Below are 15,850 nucleotides of genomic sequence, written 5' to 3'. Positions count from 1 at the left end.
GTACAACCACAGCGTGATGGCCACGCTGTGGTTTTGTTGTTTGAGTACAGAGGTTGTGTTGATGTCAAATTCCAACGGCTTATCAGCTATTGACGTTGCGCGTCATGCTATCGTTCACGGCGATTACCAGCAGGCCTATCACCTGTTGACGGCGTTTCTGGCTGAACATCCTGAGCATCTCGATGCGCTGTTTTTAATAAGTCGCATTGCTTACGACCATAAAAATTTTCAAAAGGAAGCAGAGTGGCTTGGGATCGCATACCGGCTGGCCCCACGCAATCCCGTTATTACAACCTACGTTGCGCGCGCGTTAGTGTTATCCGGTGATACCGTGGAAGCCTTGCGACTGTTGTCACTTGCCGAGCAACTTGAAGGGCATTCATTGGAAACTTACGACATCATGGCGGTTACTTTTAATCGCCTGAATCGTTACCAGAAAGCGTCTTCGTACTTTGCCAAAGTGATTGCTCTGGGCGGTGCCCAACCGGGCACCTATTTCAATCTGGCATCGACCCTGAAATTCTGTGGCGATTTCGAGGGCGCGCGGCAGGCTTATGAAAAAGCCATCGAGCTCAAACCTGGTTACGTCAAGGCTCACGCTGCGCTAACCAGCCTGGGTGAGATCACCGAGGATAACCATCATATTGAGCGGTTAAGCCAACTGCTCGACACCACGCAGGACGCGGATGACACGCTCTGTGTTGCTCATGCTTTATCCAAAGAATACGAGGCGCTGAAAAATTTCCAGGCGGCCTACGCTGTACTCGATGCCGCCAAGCAAAAGAAACAGGCTCGCGAGGCTTATGATTTTGCAGCCTACGATCATCTTTTCTCCGCCTTGCGCGATGATCTGGTATCCGGGTGGGCCAATCACGCTGCCGGCTACGGTGAACGCGGGCGTATCTTTGTGGTGGGTATGCCCAGGACCGGAACCACGCTGGTAGAGAGAATTCTATCCAGTCATAGCCGTGTCGCCACTGGCGGCGAGCTGTACAATTTTTCTATTGCACTGAAAAAGCAGATTGCCTTGAACCGTATCGAATTTATTGACCCGGATTTTTTCAGCCAATTGTCCGGTGATAGTGGGTATGAAATCGGTAAGCAATATTGCGAAAGTACAGAATATTTAAAAGGCGATAGAGATATTCTGGTCGATAAACTGCCTTTGAACGCGCTCTATACCGGCGTGATCGCGCGGGCCTTGCCCCATGCGAAGATCATTATCCTCGATCGCCATCCGCTGGACACGATTATGAGTAATTATCGTCAGCTGTTCAGTTTTGATGATACGACTTTTGTGTACACATTAAGTGTGCAGGAAACTGCGAGGTTCTATATTCAATTCCGGCGCTTTATGAATGATTGTTTGAGCTTCCTTCCTGACCACTGTTATTCCCTGTGCTATGAAAATCTAGTAGCTCAGCCGGAAACGGAGGTTCGCAAACTCCTGGATTTCTGCGGACTGGAATGGCAGGAAAACTGTATTGATATTGAGCAGAATCGCCATCCTGTTGCGACTGCCAGTGCGGTGCAGGTTCGTCAACCCATCTCTGCCAAGTCTGTCGGCCAATGGCGCTACTATGAAGCGCAACTTCAACCAGCGATATCTTTATTACACGCCGCCGGTATTGCCTGTTAATCCTTGTCGGGTAATTGTTTTTGCAGTGCGTCGCGCCGGAATTCGGTGGGCGAAGTGCCGGTAAAGCGCTTGAAAAAACGCTGGAAGGACGACTTGCTGTTAAACCCTGATTCCAACAGGATCTCCATGATCGTCATATCGATATATTTTTCATCACTCAGGTATCGCTTGGATTCTTCAATGCGATAGGAGTTAATAAACTCAAAAAAATTCGTGCCAAAGGCTTTGTTAATCGCAAAAGACACATCGCGGTAAGGGACACCGATTTTTTCTGAAAACTGCTCGACGTTGATACTCTGGTTCAGGTACAGCTTTTGAACATTAATGCCTTCCATGATCTTGCGAATGGTTGAATCCAGCGGTTTGGTATCCACCGGCGCGTCCGGTTGGCGGTTGTCTTCATCATCATCCCTGGTGGTCGTGAGGTATTGCGCGTGGGAAACACTGTAGTAAAACAGCGCAATCAGCAGTACAAAATTGAGGTAGTTATCGGTGACCCCCAGCGGCAATCGGTAGAGGTAGGCCAATACACTGAGTGTCAGTGTCCACACGCCGGCAAATACAAACCCCAATGTCAGGTAGTACAACCACCACAGCGCGGTTTCGTTCAATTCTGAATGTTGTTGCTTGAGCATCTTGTGATAGTTGCGCACGGTCAGAGTCGCCGCAATAAAATAAGCCAACGGGATAATCTTCAGTGAATACCACAAGCCATCGATAACATGGTACAGCAGGCGATCCATACCGAAGGTGTCAAGCTTGAGGCGGTCAATGTCGATATCAAACACGGCGATAATCACCATGGCGCTGATCATGGGTAGCAAGTGCACCAGATAAATGCGTTTCAGGCGAAAATTTTCTTCAGTAATACTGCGCACGTAGAGCATCAACAGTGGTGCGCGCAATAATAAGGCGGCACAGTAAAAATAGGGCACCAGCACGGAGATCGTCTGATTTCGGGGTATGTATTCATTCCAGATCAGCAGGACACCAATATCCGCAAATGTCAGACACAGGAAAAAGGTAGCAAGCAGAATTCTGGTCGATTTGCCGCGCGATGGAAGAATCGGTTGGAATAACGCGAGGATCAAGCTTAATCCAATGGTAAGGATGAGAATGACATCGTTGATGTTAAAGATGGGATCAACCATTGACTCGTTGCCTATAGCATAGATGTGTTGAGTTTGTCGGTATTTATATCTGCTTACATCAAGAATAGCAAAAAAATTGCGCCACTTTTTCTCAACGCATGCTGCCCGCCGGCTCTACAAAAAGCCACTACACAAAGCCCCAACAAAAGGAACACTTCTGTCCTCTCTGCGTCTCAAGGTAAATTTGTCGAATTCGATAAAGGAATTACCAAGATGCTATGGCTGCAAGCGTCCATTGTCATAATCTTTGTCATTATTCATCTCTTCGCCGGGTTGCTGCTGGATCAGCCTGCGATTCCACGCAGTAAATGGCTCTCCTTTGCGGGTGGTGTGGCCGTATCTTATGTGTTTATGCACATCTTCCCTGAGCTGGCTGCGGCTCAAACAACGATTAATGAGAGCGAACCCATATTCGCATGGATGGAGCATCACGCGTATCTGGTGTCTCTGGTGGGGTTGATTATTTTTTATGGTCTTGAGCGTTTAGTGAAATCATCAAGACGCGACGCCACCAGGGCGTTCCAAACACCAAGTGAAACACAAGCGAGCAGGGGTGTATTTTGGCTCCATATCGGATCATTTATCATTTATAACGCACTGATTGGTTATTTGCTGGTTCATCGTGAAGAGCAGGAAGCCTGGGCGATGAGTTTTTTTGCTGTGGCAATGGGACTGCATTTTGTGGTCAATGACTTTGCTCTACGCCAGCATCACAAAAACACTTATCACGATGTGGGCCGTTGGCTGTTGACTGCAGCAATAGTGTTTGGCTGGGTGATGGGCCTGATGGTAAAACTACCGGAACCGCTGATCGCTGTTATATTTGCGTTCGTTGCCGGTGGGGTGGTGTTGAATGTATTGAAAGAAGAACTACCGGAAGAAAATAAAAGCAGTTTTATTGCATTTGGTTGCGGCGCATCGAGTTATGCCGTGCTCATGCTGTTGTTTTAATATATGGCTCAATCAGAAGCCCGCGAATGACTCGCGGGCTTGTATCACGCGGATAGCTTAAAACTCTGGTAACACCTGACAAGCTGTATCCAGTCACATTAATCTTGTTTTTTTCTTAGCTGTTCCAATTCTTCCATCAGGTCTACCACAATGGCCGCCAGTTCCGGTACCGCATCAAAATCGCGCTCTAATTGGTACATGCGCCGTGCGCGTTTAAGATCATAACTGGTGAAGCGATAGCTCTCGATATAACGCGCACTTCTTCCGAGCACGCCGGTTTCAATATGTTCGATGACCCACTGTGGCTCGACGCAGCAGGCGCGCGCCAGTTCTTCGCAAGTCAGTGTCATTTCATCAATTAATGTGCCGTGTAAGGTGTCAGAGTTACTCAATGTCAGGCGCTCCTATTTGCGTGGATTAAAATTGAGTTCCTTCGCCATAGTCTCGTAGAGCTGCTGTGCTTTCCTGGTGTCAGCCGAAGGTAAAACGACGGCCAGCTCCATGTATAAATCTCCCGGTTCATCAGCCGGAATACCGCGACCTTTCAAGCGTAATTTGCGTCCGGCCTGTGAATTTGGGGGGATGGTTAATTTCACCGTGCCGGATGGTGTCGGTGCTTCAATCACCGCTCCCAGGGCCGCTTCCCAGGGCGTGACGGGTAGGCTGGCATACACATCGGTTCCGTCGACGCGATAATGCGGGTCTGGTTTGAAATGAATCTCCAGGTACAAGTCGCCGGTACCGCCGCCGCCCACACCGGGATTGCCTTTGCCGCTCAGACGAATATGCTGACCTTCTTTTACGCCTTTGGGGATTGCACCTTCAGGCTGTGTTCGTTCAATGACGTGCGGCCCCGCTCATCGACATGGTGAGTTTGTAGCGTGATTGTTTTGGTGGCGCCCTGGTAGGTATCGGCGAGATCGATCTGAATCTTGGCGTGGCGATCACTGCCGCGCTCCCGAAAACCACCGGTACGCCGACCCTGACCGAAGAGGTTGGCAAAAAAATCACTGAAATCGGCGGTATCTGCGCCGCTGAAGCCGCGCCCGCTGTATTCATAGCCGGCGTCCCAGTTATCGCGGTCCCAGTTGGGCGGAGGATGAAACTCCTGACCGGGCCGATAACCTTGGCCTACCTGATCATAAGCGGCGCGTTTTTCCGGGTCGCTCAGAACGTCGCGGGCTTCGTTGATGTCGCGCATATGTTTTTCTGCGTCGGCCTCCTTACTGACGTCCGGGTGATATTTACGCGCGAGTTTGCGATACGCTTTTTTTATATCGTCCGCCGTGGCCGTTTTGGTTACGCCAAGGATCTGGTAATAGTCTTTGAATTCCACTGAACCGCTCCTGCAATGCTTCAATAGCGTCTTGGATTACCTTGGAGGAAAGCGCGTAAAATACGTGCTTCTCGTTAGTCTAGCGTGGTTTAACCGAGCAGATTTGCGCCGGATCAAAAAAGTTCCGGGTTCTAACAGCTATGATCAATTTGTGTTAGTTAACGAATAGATAATATTGCACCATCATTTAGGATGGTTATGCATCGATAACAAAAGGAGCATCACTTGAGTGAATCAACTATGAAGATCAGTCCCTTGGCTGGACATATCGCACCACCGGAAATTCTGGTTAATGTATCCAAACTGGTCACCGCTTATTACAGCGAAATACCCGATGTGTCGGTCCCCGGCCAGGGCGTTGCGTTTGGTACCTCGGGCCATCGCGGGTCCTCTTTTGATAAAACCTTTAACGAATATCATGTCCTGGCGATTACCCAGGCCATTTGCTTGTATCGAAAAGAGCAGGGTGTTAACGGCCCCTTGTTTATTGGCATTGATAGCCATGCGTTGTCCGAGCCGGCGTTTGTGAGTGCGCTGGAAGTTCTCGCTGCCAACGAGGTCGAGGTGATGTTATCTGCCGGCGGTGAATATGTGCCTACCCCGGCAATTTCGCAGGCCATCCTGGTGTATAACCAGGGGCGCACAACCGGCCTGGCCGATGGCATTGTGATTACACCGTCTCACAACCCACCGAATGGCGGTGGCTTTAAATACAATCCGACGAATGGTGGCCCGGCGGATACAGCGGTTACCGGTTGGATAGAAAAGCAAGCCAATCATTTTCTGCAACAAGGTTTGCAAGGGGTAAAGCGTATACCGTTTGAACGTGCACGGCGTGCGTCCACAACGCACAGCTATGATTTCCTCAATAATTATGTCAATGACCTGGGCAATGTCATCGATATGGATGCTATACGCAGTGCCGGCGTCCGTATGGGGGTCGATCCGCTCGGTGGCGCAGGTGTCAATTACTGGGGCGCAATTGCAGAACGCTATCGGCTTGATCTCGATGTGTTGAATCAACACGTTGATGCAACATTCCGTTTTATGACCGTGGATTGGGACGGAAAAATTCGGATGGACCCATCCTCGCCTTACGCCATGAACGGATTGATTGGCTTAAAGGATCGTTTTGATATCGCGTTTGCTTGTGATACCGATCACGACCGCCATGGCATCGTTACCAGTAGTGTGGGTTTAATGCCACCTAATCATTATCTCTCGGTTGCAATCGATTATTTATTTCAGCATCGCCCGGATTGGAGCAAGGAAGCCGCAGTAGGTAAAACCCTGGTGAGCAGCCAAATGATTGATCGCGTGAGTGCGGGAATCGGCCGCAAGGTTTTGGAAGTGCCGGTAGGATTTAAATGGTTCGCGCAAGGTTTGCAGGACGGTTCCCTCGGTTTCGGTGGCGAAGAAAGTGCGGGTGCCTCGTTCTTGCGCCGCGATGGCCGGGTATGGACAACGGATAAAGACGGTTTAGCACCGGCATTATTGTCTGCGGAAATCATTGCGCGCACGGGGCGCGACCCTGGCGACTGTTATCGACACTTGACGCAAAAATACGGCGAACCGGTTGCTGATCGCATCCAGGCAGTCGCCAATGCGGAGCAAAAAGCCAAACTAGCCAAGCTCTCGCCAGAACAAATTACCTCGACCTCTCTCGCCGGCGAAGCCATCACGGCAATTTTGACCAAAGCGCCGGGTAACAACGCATCCATCGGCGGCCTGAAAGTGGTAACGGAAAATGGCTGGTTTGCAGCGCGACCCTCTGGCACTGAGGATATCTATAAAATTTATGGTGAAAGCTTTAAAGGTGAATCGCACCTGCGCGATATTCTTAGTGAAGCGCAAACGATCGTCGATGCTGCGTTAGGCTAGCATCAGCGCGATCATCATCAACGCATCGAAAAATAATTTGCGAGAGAAGCCCGCCTACTGTGCGGGTTTTTTTATTATCCCAAGGCAGTATCCAATGCCATCATCACAACAAATCCAAGCATTAAACCACCCGTTGCATAACGTTCATGCCCTTTGCGATGCGACTCTGGAATAATTTCATGGCTGATGACAAATAGCATCGCACCAGCGGCTAGAGCCAAGCCCCACGGCAACAGCTGCACGGACATGGACACGACGGACGCACCTAATACTGCACCGACAGGCTCGATTAACCCGGAGGCGCAACCAATCAAAATTGCCCGCAGGCGCGAATAGCCGACAGCCACCAGCGCGACCGCCACAACCAAACCTTCCGGCACATCTTGAACTGAAATCCCGGCTGCCAGGGCTGCGGCACCGAGTGCATCGCTACCACCGAACGCCACACCAATTGCTAAACCTTCAGGCAAGTTATGCAAACAAATAGCAAATACAAACAACCAGGTGCGTCGCAAGGTTTGCGCCGACACACCTTCCGGACCTTTGATGAAATGTTCGTGAGGCAAGAGATGATCAATCAACAATAAAAAAGCGCCGCCGATCAAGATTCCCGAGCCGGTAACTGTACTCGCTTGCCAGGCTGAGAAACCCAGAAGTTTTGCTGATTCAAGAGCCGGGATAATGAGAGAAAAAGCCGTTGCGGCCAACATCACACCCGCACCAAAACCTAATAAAGTATCAATAATTTTTTCGGATAAACGGCGCGAAAAAAGCACCGGTAAGGTGCCGGCCGTAGTCGCACCGGCAGCCATCAAACCAGCCAGCAGCGCATCTGCAACGCGTGGGTCATGGAATACCATGGTGAGCCATAACTCATGGCCCAGGGCGAGCGCGCCGCCTGCCAGAATGACGATACCCAGCAGGCGGCGAGGGGTAAAAGCTGTGATGGCATGGGTTGTCATAGCATTACTTTGTGATTGGGCAATTAGTTAATTGATCGAAGGCATCAGTTAATAAGGACAGCGAAACCGATTGTGAAATTCAATTCCATTATTTCGCAAATGAAAATCATTGCTATTTGATTTGCGCTACTGACACGATTTATTTGGACAATGGGTGATTAAGGATTTGTAAAGAAAAATTTGACGCATAGTTCAACATTTTCGATTTTAATTGAAAACGTCTGCTATCCTCCTATCTAATTGCAATTCGTTATGATAAATGTTCTTAACAAGCGAAATGGTCATTAACACAATAATAAGATGATATTTTTTTACTGGTGATGTATTTTCATCTTTGCAAAGGGCATTTTTTATCTTATAGTCAGAGAGATAATATGCATTAAAAGCCTCATGCAAGGATTGTGGATTTCATACAATGGCACCGTTGACAGCGCTGTCATTAAAGAGTAGTTTTGCTGCACCAAGCGACGCGAGCCTGGCTTACATAAAGACCCTGAGAGGGTAAAGCCATGCGAGGTTCCCTCAATAAGAAAAGGGGTCGCTTCAATAAGAAAAATAGTTAACACAGCACCGCCGGGCGCCTGCATTCCCGGAAAGAATTCATCTTCTCCCCGAAGGTGAAACTTGCGCGATATAACGCCTATCCTATGGTGCTTGTGTCGGGCGAGACGTGGTACCGGAATAATTCCTGATGATAATAAAGGAGAGCTCCATGTATAAAACACAAAGCTTCAAGAAAAAACTGCTCGTCACTGCTATTGCATCTACCTCTTTAACTGGCCTCAGCGGCGTTGCGCTTGCGCAAGACGCTATTGAAGAGGTTGTAGTAACAGGTATTCGTGCGAGCTTGGAAGCGTCGATGGACATCAAGCGCAATTCCGCGGGTGTTGTTGATGCGATCAATGCAGAAGATATCGGTAAATTCCCCGATACCAATCTCGCCGAATCTCTGCAACGTATTACCGGTGTATCTATCAGCCGTAATAACGGTGAAGGTGCAGAAGTTACCGTGCGTGGTTTCGGTGCGGGCAACAATATGGTGACCCTGAATGGTCGTACCATGCCGGCTGCGCAAACCGCTAATGGCGGTGGCGGCGGTTCACGTGCCTTTGACTTTGGTAACCTCGCTTCAGAAGGTATTAGCGGCGTAGAAGTCTACAAAACCGGTAAAGCCAGTATCACCACTGGTGGTATTGGTGCGACAATCAACATCAAAACCGCTCGACCATTAGATAATGCTGATGGTTTTACCGGAAGTATAGGTGCCAAAGCAGTTCACGATACCACCAACCGTTTTGGTGATGATGTTACTCCTGAGTTGTCAGGTCTGTTCAGCTGGGCTAATGATGACTCCACGTTCGGTGTTGGGTTGAGCGTTAGCCATCAACAGCGTGACTCAGGTATGACCGGCGCCTTTATCAATGGCTGGAACGTCGGTGTATGGGATAGTGACGATGTTGCAGAAAATGGACTATGGCAGAGCCCTGATGCTGAGATAATTAATCCGCCAGAAGACGGGCAGTTGTTCGCTCGCCCTGATGATCTCCGCTATGAATTTTCCGATACTCAGCGTACCCGCGATAATGCGCAGCTAACCGTTCAGTTTGCTCCTACAGAAGATTTTACAGCCACCGCAGACTACACCTTTGCTGAAAATGAAATTCAAACGCATTTGGGTCAATCCGGACAGTGGATGCAACAGCAAGGCTTCATTCGGGAAGTTGAGTTCGATGACAGCGCAGTTGCCATCCCACTCTATGTTAGGGAGAACTACTTCGATAGAGCTGGTGCGGCTAGAGATGAAGGGTTTGAGCAGCAGTGGAATGAGCACACCCATACCCTGGAGTCTTTTGGTTTAAACCTTGCGTATCAAGTCAACGACGCGCTAAGCCTAGCTCTGGACGTACATGACTCAGAAATGCACAGCCGTGGTACTGGGCCGGCCGATGCCACCGGTCGTGCTACCGGGCAGGTACGCGTGGCCTTGGGCGCGCCTACCGTTGTTTCGCGGGAGTGGTGGTATGGCGGGGATTTGCCAACCTATCTCAACCAATATAACGACGCCATACCTGGACGTGGGGCAAACCAAAACGGCATGGTTGATGCTGGCGATGTTGGTTCAACCATGCTCAACCTGAGCACCGCCGATCAGTTATCGACTGTTACCCAGGTTAAACTTGATGGGAGCTTTGAATTTAGCAATAACGGTCGCTTTGATTTCGGTATCGAATCCCGGGACATGGAATCTCACACAGTTAACTACGCTGCGCAAGACCAATCGTTAGGTGGCTGGGACGCGAATTATCCTGGTGAGTTCGGCGATCTGGTTCAGCCTTTTGATCTACATGGCGAGTTTGATGATTACTCTCCCATCATGACCAATGCTTATGGCTTTAGAGCTAACGCTGCTGATCTGTACCAGTATGTTATCGATAATCCTACGGGCACCAACAGCTTTAATGGCAGGTCGTGGGACTACAGCAACGTTGCGCCAGCGACTATGAACCAGACGGCTGACAATCGTGTAAAAGAAGAAATGCTAGCCGCTTACTTCCAGTTTGCGGTAGGTGGTGATTTAGGCGATATGCCGTTTAGCATCTTAGCTGGCTTACGCTATGAGACTACCGATGTCACATCGAGCTCTCTATCAGCTGGTTATAGAACTATTTGGGCAAGTGATAATGACATCACCATTCAGGTGGATCCTTCTGTTCCAGCAAGTTTGATAGGTGCTGAAGCCAGCTATGACAACCTACTGCCTAGCTTCGACTTTACGCTCAATATTTCCGATGATTTAGTTAGCCGCTTCTCATTCAGTAAAACGATTGCCAGAGCGGGTCTGACTGACTTGGGTGTATCATTCAGAGACTTTGGTGCAGGTGGCGGTTCAACGTTGTTGGGTGCATCACCTTCAGCGGCTGCCTCAAACCCAGCTCTATTGCCTCTAGAGTCGACTAACTTTGATTTGTCGTTAGAATGGTATTACGACGATGCCAGCTATGCATCTGTTGGTCTGTTCGAGAAAAACGTGTTCAATTTTATTGGCTCCGAGCAACAAATGCGTGAGTTGCTTGATATCCGGAATCCTACAGCAGGTCCTCGTGCGGAAACAGCGGTCGCTGATCTCGAAGCCCGTGGTATTCCAGTTACCGATGAAAACTTGCACAACATGATCGCGTTCAACGAGTTTATTGCTGATGGGGGAAGGGATTCCGCAGCTTGGATTGCTGAATTTGGCGATGTTGATTACGCGGGAACGACGGATCAAAACCTTTGGATCCAAGACGGAGCTGCCAGGGATGTTGTCTCTAATGCCAGTGATCCCACATATACGTTCAGAACGGCCGTTCCAAATAATGGTAGAGAAGCCAAAATTCATGGTGTTGAACTTGCTGTACAGCACTTCTTTGGTGACACTGGTTTTGGTGTCCAAGCTAACTACACGATTGTTCGTGGTGATGTAGGCTTTGATAACTTAGGTGATCCAAGTGTTTCTCAGTTTTATTTGGCTGGCTTAAGTGATACCGCCAACCTTGTGGGCATGTACGAGAATGATCGCTTGCAGGCTCGTATCGCATATAACTGGCGTGATAAGTACATTTCTGGGGCGGGTAGAGGCGCCGGGAATAACCCATTGTATGTTGAGGCTTATTCGCAAATCGACTTTAACGTTAGTTACGCGGTTACCGACGCGCTGTCGCTTTCTGTCGAAGGCCTCAACGTGACGGGTGAAGACAGTCGTACACATCAACGTAACTCCGCCATGATGGAGAGTTTGCGTGACCTCGGTCCTCGCTATCAAATAGGTGCACGTTATACTTTTTAATTAAATATGTTTTGTATTTAGTTAAAGCACCTTATCTCTGATAAGTTAAAAAGCCGCTGCAAAGCGGCTTTTTAACTTCCGTCGATTGAACCCGGCAGATAGAGTTACCAGTCTCCACCTCTCCATTAACGTCAAATGATTTTTTGAAGGTCTAGTGATAAAACAATGGCAAATAACGTATTACTAAATAATGTTGCGCATCAAAACCTCAAAGTGATTACCCGTTTTGGTGCTGAGTATGGGGACAGTGTCAGCAATGCCTTGGTTTTCCCAACAGAGTTTGTTGAGTTACAAAAAGAGTACCCTATTTTATTCAAGCAGAATTCAGATACGAAAAAATACCAAGCCGTGGCGCTGTTAGGCCTAAGCCAAGGTGAAAATCTTTTTTTAGACCCCGGTCTGCGCACGGGATGGGCAGCGAATTACATTCCTGCGGCTATTGCCAAGGGCCCCTTTTTAATCGGCCGACAGTCTCAAGATTCAGGCAAAACCAATACTCCGGTAGTTCATATCGATTTAGACCACGCCAAAGTGGGCCACGACGATGGTTATCCGCTATTTTTGGAGCATGGCGGCAATAGTCCATACCTGGAGCATATTGCGAGCATTTTAAAAATTATTCACGAAGGCGTAGCCATACAAGATGTAATGTTTAAATTGTTCTCGGAATTGGATTTAATTGAACCTGTTAATATCGAAATAGATTTACATAATGGTGAGAAGCATCGGCTAGTCGGAAATTACACGATTAATGAGGAAAAACTCATTGCGCTTGGTGGTGATCAATTGGAAAAGCTAAATAAGCTCGGCTTTTTACCTTTGGCTTACGCTGTAATCACGTCTATGACAAATATCCGCAAGTTGACAGAAATCAAAAAGAGCAAAAAATAGTAATGTCAAAATAGCTATAACCAAGTTTAAGAAAATTAATTATGTCAACGATTGCGACTAAAACCACAGTAATTACTGATTACGAAAATAAAACGTTAGATGAGAGCGTTTTTTCGTCTAAAACACCAGTGATCCTTAAAGGACTTGTGAACCAATGGAAGCTCGTAGAGCAAGGGCGAAAATCAGACAGCAGTGCAATTGATTACTTAAAGTCTCATTATAATGGCCGCCCTTCAGTCGCCTGTATTGGTCAACCTGAAATACAGGGGCGCTTTTTCTACGATGCCCAGGGTACTCAGCTAAATTACCAGACCCGGCAAATGAAAATTGATGAGGTCCTCGATCTTATACAAGCAGGCTTGACCGAGAAAAGCCCTACTTCTTACTACATTGCATCAAATGTTATTGATACACACTTTCCCGGCTTTAGAAACGAAAATGACATTGTTATCCCGAGGCCAATCGCAGATTATCCTCTTGAAGATCTCCGTATAAGTATTTGGATTGGAAATCGTACAACCGCATGTTGTCACTATGATGCTCCCGATAATTTAGCTTGCTGTGTGGTAGGCAAGCGTAAGTTTACACTTTTCCCGCCCGATCAAATCGCTAATCTTTACCCCGGGCCCTTGTCGCCCACTCCCGGCGGGCAGGCATTGAGCATGGTTGATTTCTCTAACCCTGACTTCACAAAATACCCCAAGTTCGCTGAAGCAATAAAGCATGGCCAAATCGCTGAGCTGGAGGCGGGTGATGCTCTGTACCTCCCAAGCATGTGGTGGCATCAGGTTGAGGGCCAAAAGCCATTCAATGTGTTGGTCAATTATTGGTGGAGTAATTCTGCGAAACACATGGGGCCAGCAATAAATGTTTTATATCACGCACTGTTAAGCTTACGCGATAAACCTGAGCATGAAAAACTGGCGTGGAAACATATTTTCGATTATTACATCTTCGGTGACGCTGGAAGGGCAGGTGAGCACTTACCCGAACAAGCGCGAGGATATCTTGGGAAAATTGATGCAGCAAAAGGCAAGATATTACGAGCTCTGCTTCTGAATAAGTTGAACCGCTAGATTGAATTATCTATGCTGAACAATCATTAATGAAATGTGAGTGACCAGCTTTGAAAAATAATAATGTAAAAAAAGTAGTAATAACAGGCGGCGGTACTGCTGGGTGGGTAGCGGCAGCAGCGTTGTCCAAGCAACTTGGAAAATTGTTGGATGTGGTGCTGGTCGAGTCTGATCAAATCGGCACGGTCGGTGTGGGTGAGGCCACTATTCCACCCATGAGAACGTTTCATTCACTGTTAGGGATCGACGAGCAAGAGTTTATGCGTGCCACAGAGGCAGTCTTTAAGCTCGGCATTTCATTTAAAAATTGGGGGCAGGTTGGCGATCATTACATTCACCCCTTTGGCTCCACGGGGCAAAGTAGTTATCTCGCTGGTTTTCAACACTTTTGGTTGCATGGTAAAAGCAAAGGAATAAATGCGGAATTTGGAGAATATAGCTTAGAAGTGCAGGCCGCGAAAGCGAATAAATTTTCCATATCAAAAAGCGGCAAGATTAACTTCGCCTATCACCTGGATGCCACTCGTTACGCACAATATTTGCGACAATTTAGTGAGAAATTAGGGGCTAAACGTATTGAAGGTAAGATTCAACACGTACTGCAGCACCCCGATGGTGACATCAAAGCGCTGCAGCTGGAATCAGGAGAAATTGTTGACGGAGATTTATTTATTGACTGCACTGGGTTTGCTGGACTGTTGATTGATAAAACCCTAAAAACACCTTACGAAGATTGGTCGCATTGGTTGCCGTGTAACAGCGCTATTCCCGTGCAGACTGAATCGGTTGAGCCTGCCAGGCCCTATGTTACCTGTACAGCTCACCAGGCAGGCTGGCAATGGCATATACCTTTACAACATCGGGTTGGTAACGGAAATGTTTTTTGCGACGCTTTTATGTCTGATGATCAAGCAAGGCAGCACCTTTTAAATAATGTTCAAGGAAAAGTATTAACTGAGCCCAGAATCATTAAATATAAAACGGGGCGACGCAAAGTTTTTTGGAACCGAAATTGCGTTGCTTTAGGGCTTTCCAGTGGCTTTGTTGAGCCTTTGGAGTCAACCAGTATTTATACGTTTATGATCGGCATCGTTAGATTGATGCGATTATTTCCGTTTCACGGTGTCACTCAATCTTTAGTCGATGAATATAACCAGCAGTCTATTGCTGAGCTCGAAAATATCCGTGACTTTATTATATTGCATTATCATGCCACAGCTCGCGAGGACAGTGAGTTTTGGCGCTACTGTAAATATATGGATATTCCGGATTCATTGTCCCACCGTATTGAGCTGTTCAGGGAAAATGCCTTTGCTTTTCAAGGAGAACGCGAATTGTTCAGGCTTGATTCATGGTTGCACGTCATGCTGGGGCAGGGAATTATGCCTAAACACTATCACTCGATATTTAAAACGATGTCGGATGAAGAGCTGGTTAGCCATCTAACCAATACGCGTAATACGATTGCTGATGCAGTAAGTAAATTCCCAACCCATCAAGAATTTGTTAATCAATATTGCAGAGCGCCACGCTGAAATCGAGTATGCAATTGGCAGTACTAGCTGAGACCTGATCTGATAATTACCGGCTTTTAAAGGTGTTTATCAGCTCAGGTTTGAACTAAATTCTTCCGGACCAAACCGTTTCTGACTAATAAGATTCACCAAGTTGGATTACAACGCTTGTAGCCTCTTCTGTAGTGGGCCATTTGGCGACTATGAATGGCTTTCTATATCTCTGTGTTTCTTCTTACCCTTGCTAAAAACCTTTTATCTCTTCGTGTAATCGTTTACTCAATCGCCTTTTTCCTTCTGGGTGCCTGGCTAAAGCTATTCCTCTCGCTTTGCACTTAACATGTTGTTTGCAAAGCTATATTTTACAAAACGTTGACAAAGTAGCTGCGTGAGTTAATACTGCGCCACAGAGTAACCGGTTTCATATCTGCTTCTTATTGCATAAAATATTTTTATACAGATTAATAATATAAATACGGCAGGACGCTATCTTACGCACCTTCTTATTGTTGACTGAAGTGACAGCGCTGTCAGCGCTGCCTGATGATTTTCGCCATGTGATGAGCCCGACTGACGATGAATCGGGCAGTGGTGAGAGTTACAAATAATGAAGTTTGTCCGGC

The 15,850-nt window shown here is 47.6% G+C and carries 12 protein-coding genes; 7 read left to right on the top strand and 5 right to left on the bottom strand.

The window, feature by feature from the left end:
• The first annotated feature begins 61 nt into the window (after window positions 1–61).
• On the top strand, window positions 62–1,639 hold the full coding sequence (locus ACSV5M_RS17460) for a tetratricopeptide repeat-containing sulfotransferase family protein (RefSeq protein ID WP_439177722.1): 1,578 nt from the start codon (window positions 62–64) through the stop codon (window positions 1,637–1,639).
• On the opposite strand, the gene ACSV5M_RS17455 is transcribed toward ACSV5M_RS17460, so the two are convergent.
• A complete protein-coding gene (locus ACSV5M_RS17455; RefSeq protein ID WP_439177720.1) occupies window positions 1,636–2,790 on the bottom strand; it encodes a helix-turn-helix domain-containing protein in 1,155 nt (384 codons plus the stop codon). The two genes, ACSV5M_RS17460 and ACSV5M_RS17455, sit on opposite strands and share 4 nt — an antisense overlap.
• Window positions 2,791–2,823: 33 nt before the next feature.
• Here ACSV5M_RS17455 and ACSV5M_RS17450 point away from each other — a divergent pair, with 33 nt between their 5' ends.
• Window positions 2,824–3,741, top strand: a complete 918-nt coding sequence (locus ACSV5M_RS17450; protein WP_439177719.1) for a hypothetical protein — start codon at window positions 2,824–2,826, stop codon at window positions 3,739–3,741.
• Window positions 3,742–3,839: 98 nt separating this feature from the next.
• On the opposite strand, the gene ACSV5M_RS17445 is transcribed toward ACSV5M_RS17450, so the two are convergent.
• From ACSV5M_RS17445 to ACSV5M_RS17435, 3 genes are read right to left on the bottom strand one after another with little or no spacing between them, the layout of a single operon-like run.
• Window positions 3,840–4,133, bottom strand: a complete 294-nt coding sequence (locus ACSV5M_RS17445; RefSeq protein ID WP_439177718.1) for a chaperone modulator CbpM — start codon at window positions 4,131–4,133, stop codon at window positions 3,840–3,842.
• 12 nt (window positions 4,134–4,145) lie between these two features.
• Window positions 4,146–4,520 (bottom strand): DnaJ C-terminal domain-containing protein, encoded by a 375-nt coding sequence (locus tag ACSV5M_RS17440; protein ID WP_439177750.1) that lies wholly within the window; start codon window positions 4,518–4,520, stop codon window positions 4,146–4,148.
• A gap of 20 nt (window positions 4,521–4,540) precedes the next feature.
• The gene (locus tag ACSV5M_RS17435; RefSeq protein ID WP_439177716.1) at window positions 4,541–5,077 is read right to left on the bottom strand and encodes a DnaJ domain-containing protein; all 537 of its coding nucleotides are present in this window, start codon (window positions 5,075–5,077) and stop codon (window positions 4,541–4,543) included.
• A 225-nt stretch (window positions 5,078–5,302) separates the two neighbouring features.
• Here ACSV5M_RS17435 and pgm point away from each other — a divergent pair, with 225 nt between their 5' ends.
• Window positions 5,303–6,958, top strand: coding sequence for a phosphoglucomutase (alpha-D-glucose-1,6-bisphosphate-dependent) (pgm, locus tag ACSV5M_RS17430; protein ID WP_439177715.1), 1,656 nt, complete (start codon window positions 5,303–5,305; stop codon window positions 6,956–6,958).
• 74 nt (window positions 6,959–7,032) lie between these two features.
• Here the strand turns inward: pgm and ACSV5M_RS17425 are convergent, their stop codons facing one another.
• Window positions 7,033–7,920 (bottom strand): ZIP family metal transporter, encoded by an 888-nt coding sequence (locus ACSV5M_RS17425; RefSeq protein WP_439177714.1) that lies wholly within the window; start codon window positions 7,918–7,920, stop codon window positions 7,033–7,035.
• A 712-nt stretch (window positions 7,921–8,632) separates the two neighbouring features.
• Between ACSV5M_RS17425 and ACSV5M_RS17420 the strand changes: the two genes are divergently transcribed.
• From ACSV5M_RS17420 to ACSV5M_RS17405, 4 genes are all read left to right on the top strand, one after another.
• Entirely contained in the window at window positions 8,633–11,746 is a 3,114-nt protein-coding gene (locus tag ACSV5M_RS17420; protein ID WP_439177712.1) for a TonB-dependent receptor, read from the top strand.
• A 165-nt stretch (window positions 11,747–11,911) separates the two neighbouring features.
• Window positions 11,912–12,637, top strand: coding sequence for a SapC family protein (locus ACSV5M_RS17415; RefSeq protein ID WP_439177710.1), 726 nt, complete (start codon window positions 11,912–11,914; stop codon window positions 12,635–12,637).
• Window positions 12,638–12,678: 41 nt separating this feature from the next.
• A complete protein-coding gene (locus ACSV5M_RS17410) occupies window positions 12,679–13,713 on the top strand; it encodes a cupin-like domain-containing protein (RefSeq protein ID WP_439177708.1) in 1,035 nt (344 codons plus the stop codon).
• A gap of 50 nt (window positions 13,714–13,763) precedes the next feature.
• A complete protein-coding gene (locus ACSV5M_RS17405; protein WP_439177706.1) occupies window positions 13,764–15,248 on the top strand; it encodes a tryptophan halogenase family protein in 1,485 nt (494 codons plus the stop codon).
• Window positions 15,249–15,850 lie beyond the last annotated feature (602 nt).

Source organism: Cellvibrio sp. ARAG 10.3, from assembly GCF_051846955.1.
In the GTDB taxonomy this organism is placed as follows: Bacteria; Pseudomonadota; Gammaproteobacteria; order Pseudomonadales; family Cellvibrionaceae; genus Cellvibrio.
This window is presented reverse-complemented; position numbering and strand designations above follow the sequence as displayed.

What these genes read in the sequence shown, in the direction of transcription:
- ACSV5M_RS17460 (WP_439177722.1), top strand. Translation starts at nt 62, where the DNA reads ATGTCAAATTCCAACGGCTTATCAGCTATTGACGTTGCGCGTCATGCT.
- ACSV5M_RS17455 (WP_439177720.1), bottom strand. Translation starts at nt 2,790, where the DNA reads ATGGTTGATCCCATCTTTAACATCAACGATGTCATTCTCATCCTTACC.
- ACSV5M_RS17425 (WP_439177714.1), bottom strand. Translation starts at nt 7,920, where the DNA reads ATGACAACCCATGCCATCACAGCTTTTACCCCTCGCCGCCTGCTGGGT.
- ACSV5M_RS17420 (WP_439177712.1), top strand. Translation starts at nt 8,633, where the DNA reads ATGTATAAAACACAAAGCTTCAAGAAAAAACTGCTCGTCACTGCTATT.
- ACSV5M_RS17415 (WP_439177710.1), top strand. Translation starts at nt 11,912, where the DNA reads ATGGCAAATAACGTATTACTAAATAATGTTGCGCATCAAAACCTCAAA.
- ACSV5M_RS17410 (WP_439177708.1), top strand. Translation starts at nt 12,679, where the DNA reads ATGTCAACGATTGCGACTAAAACCACAGTAATTACTGATTACGAAAAT.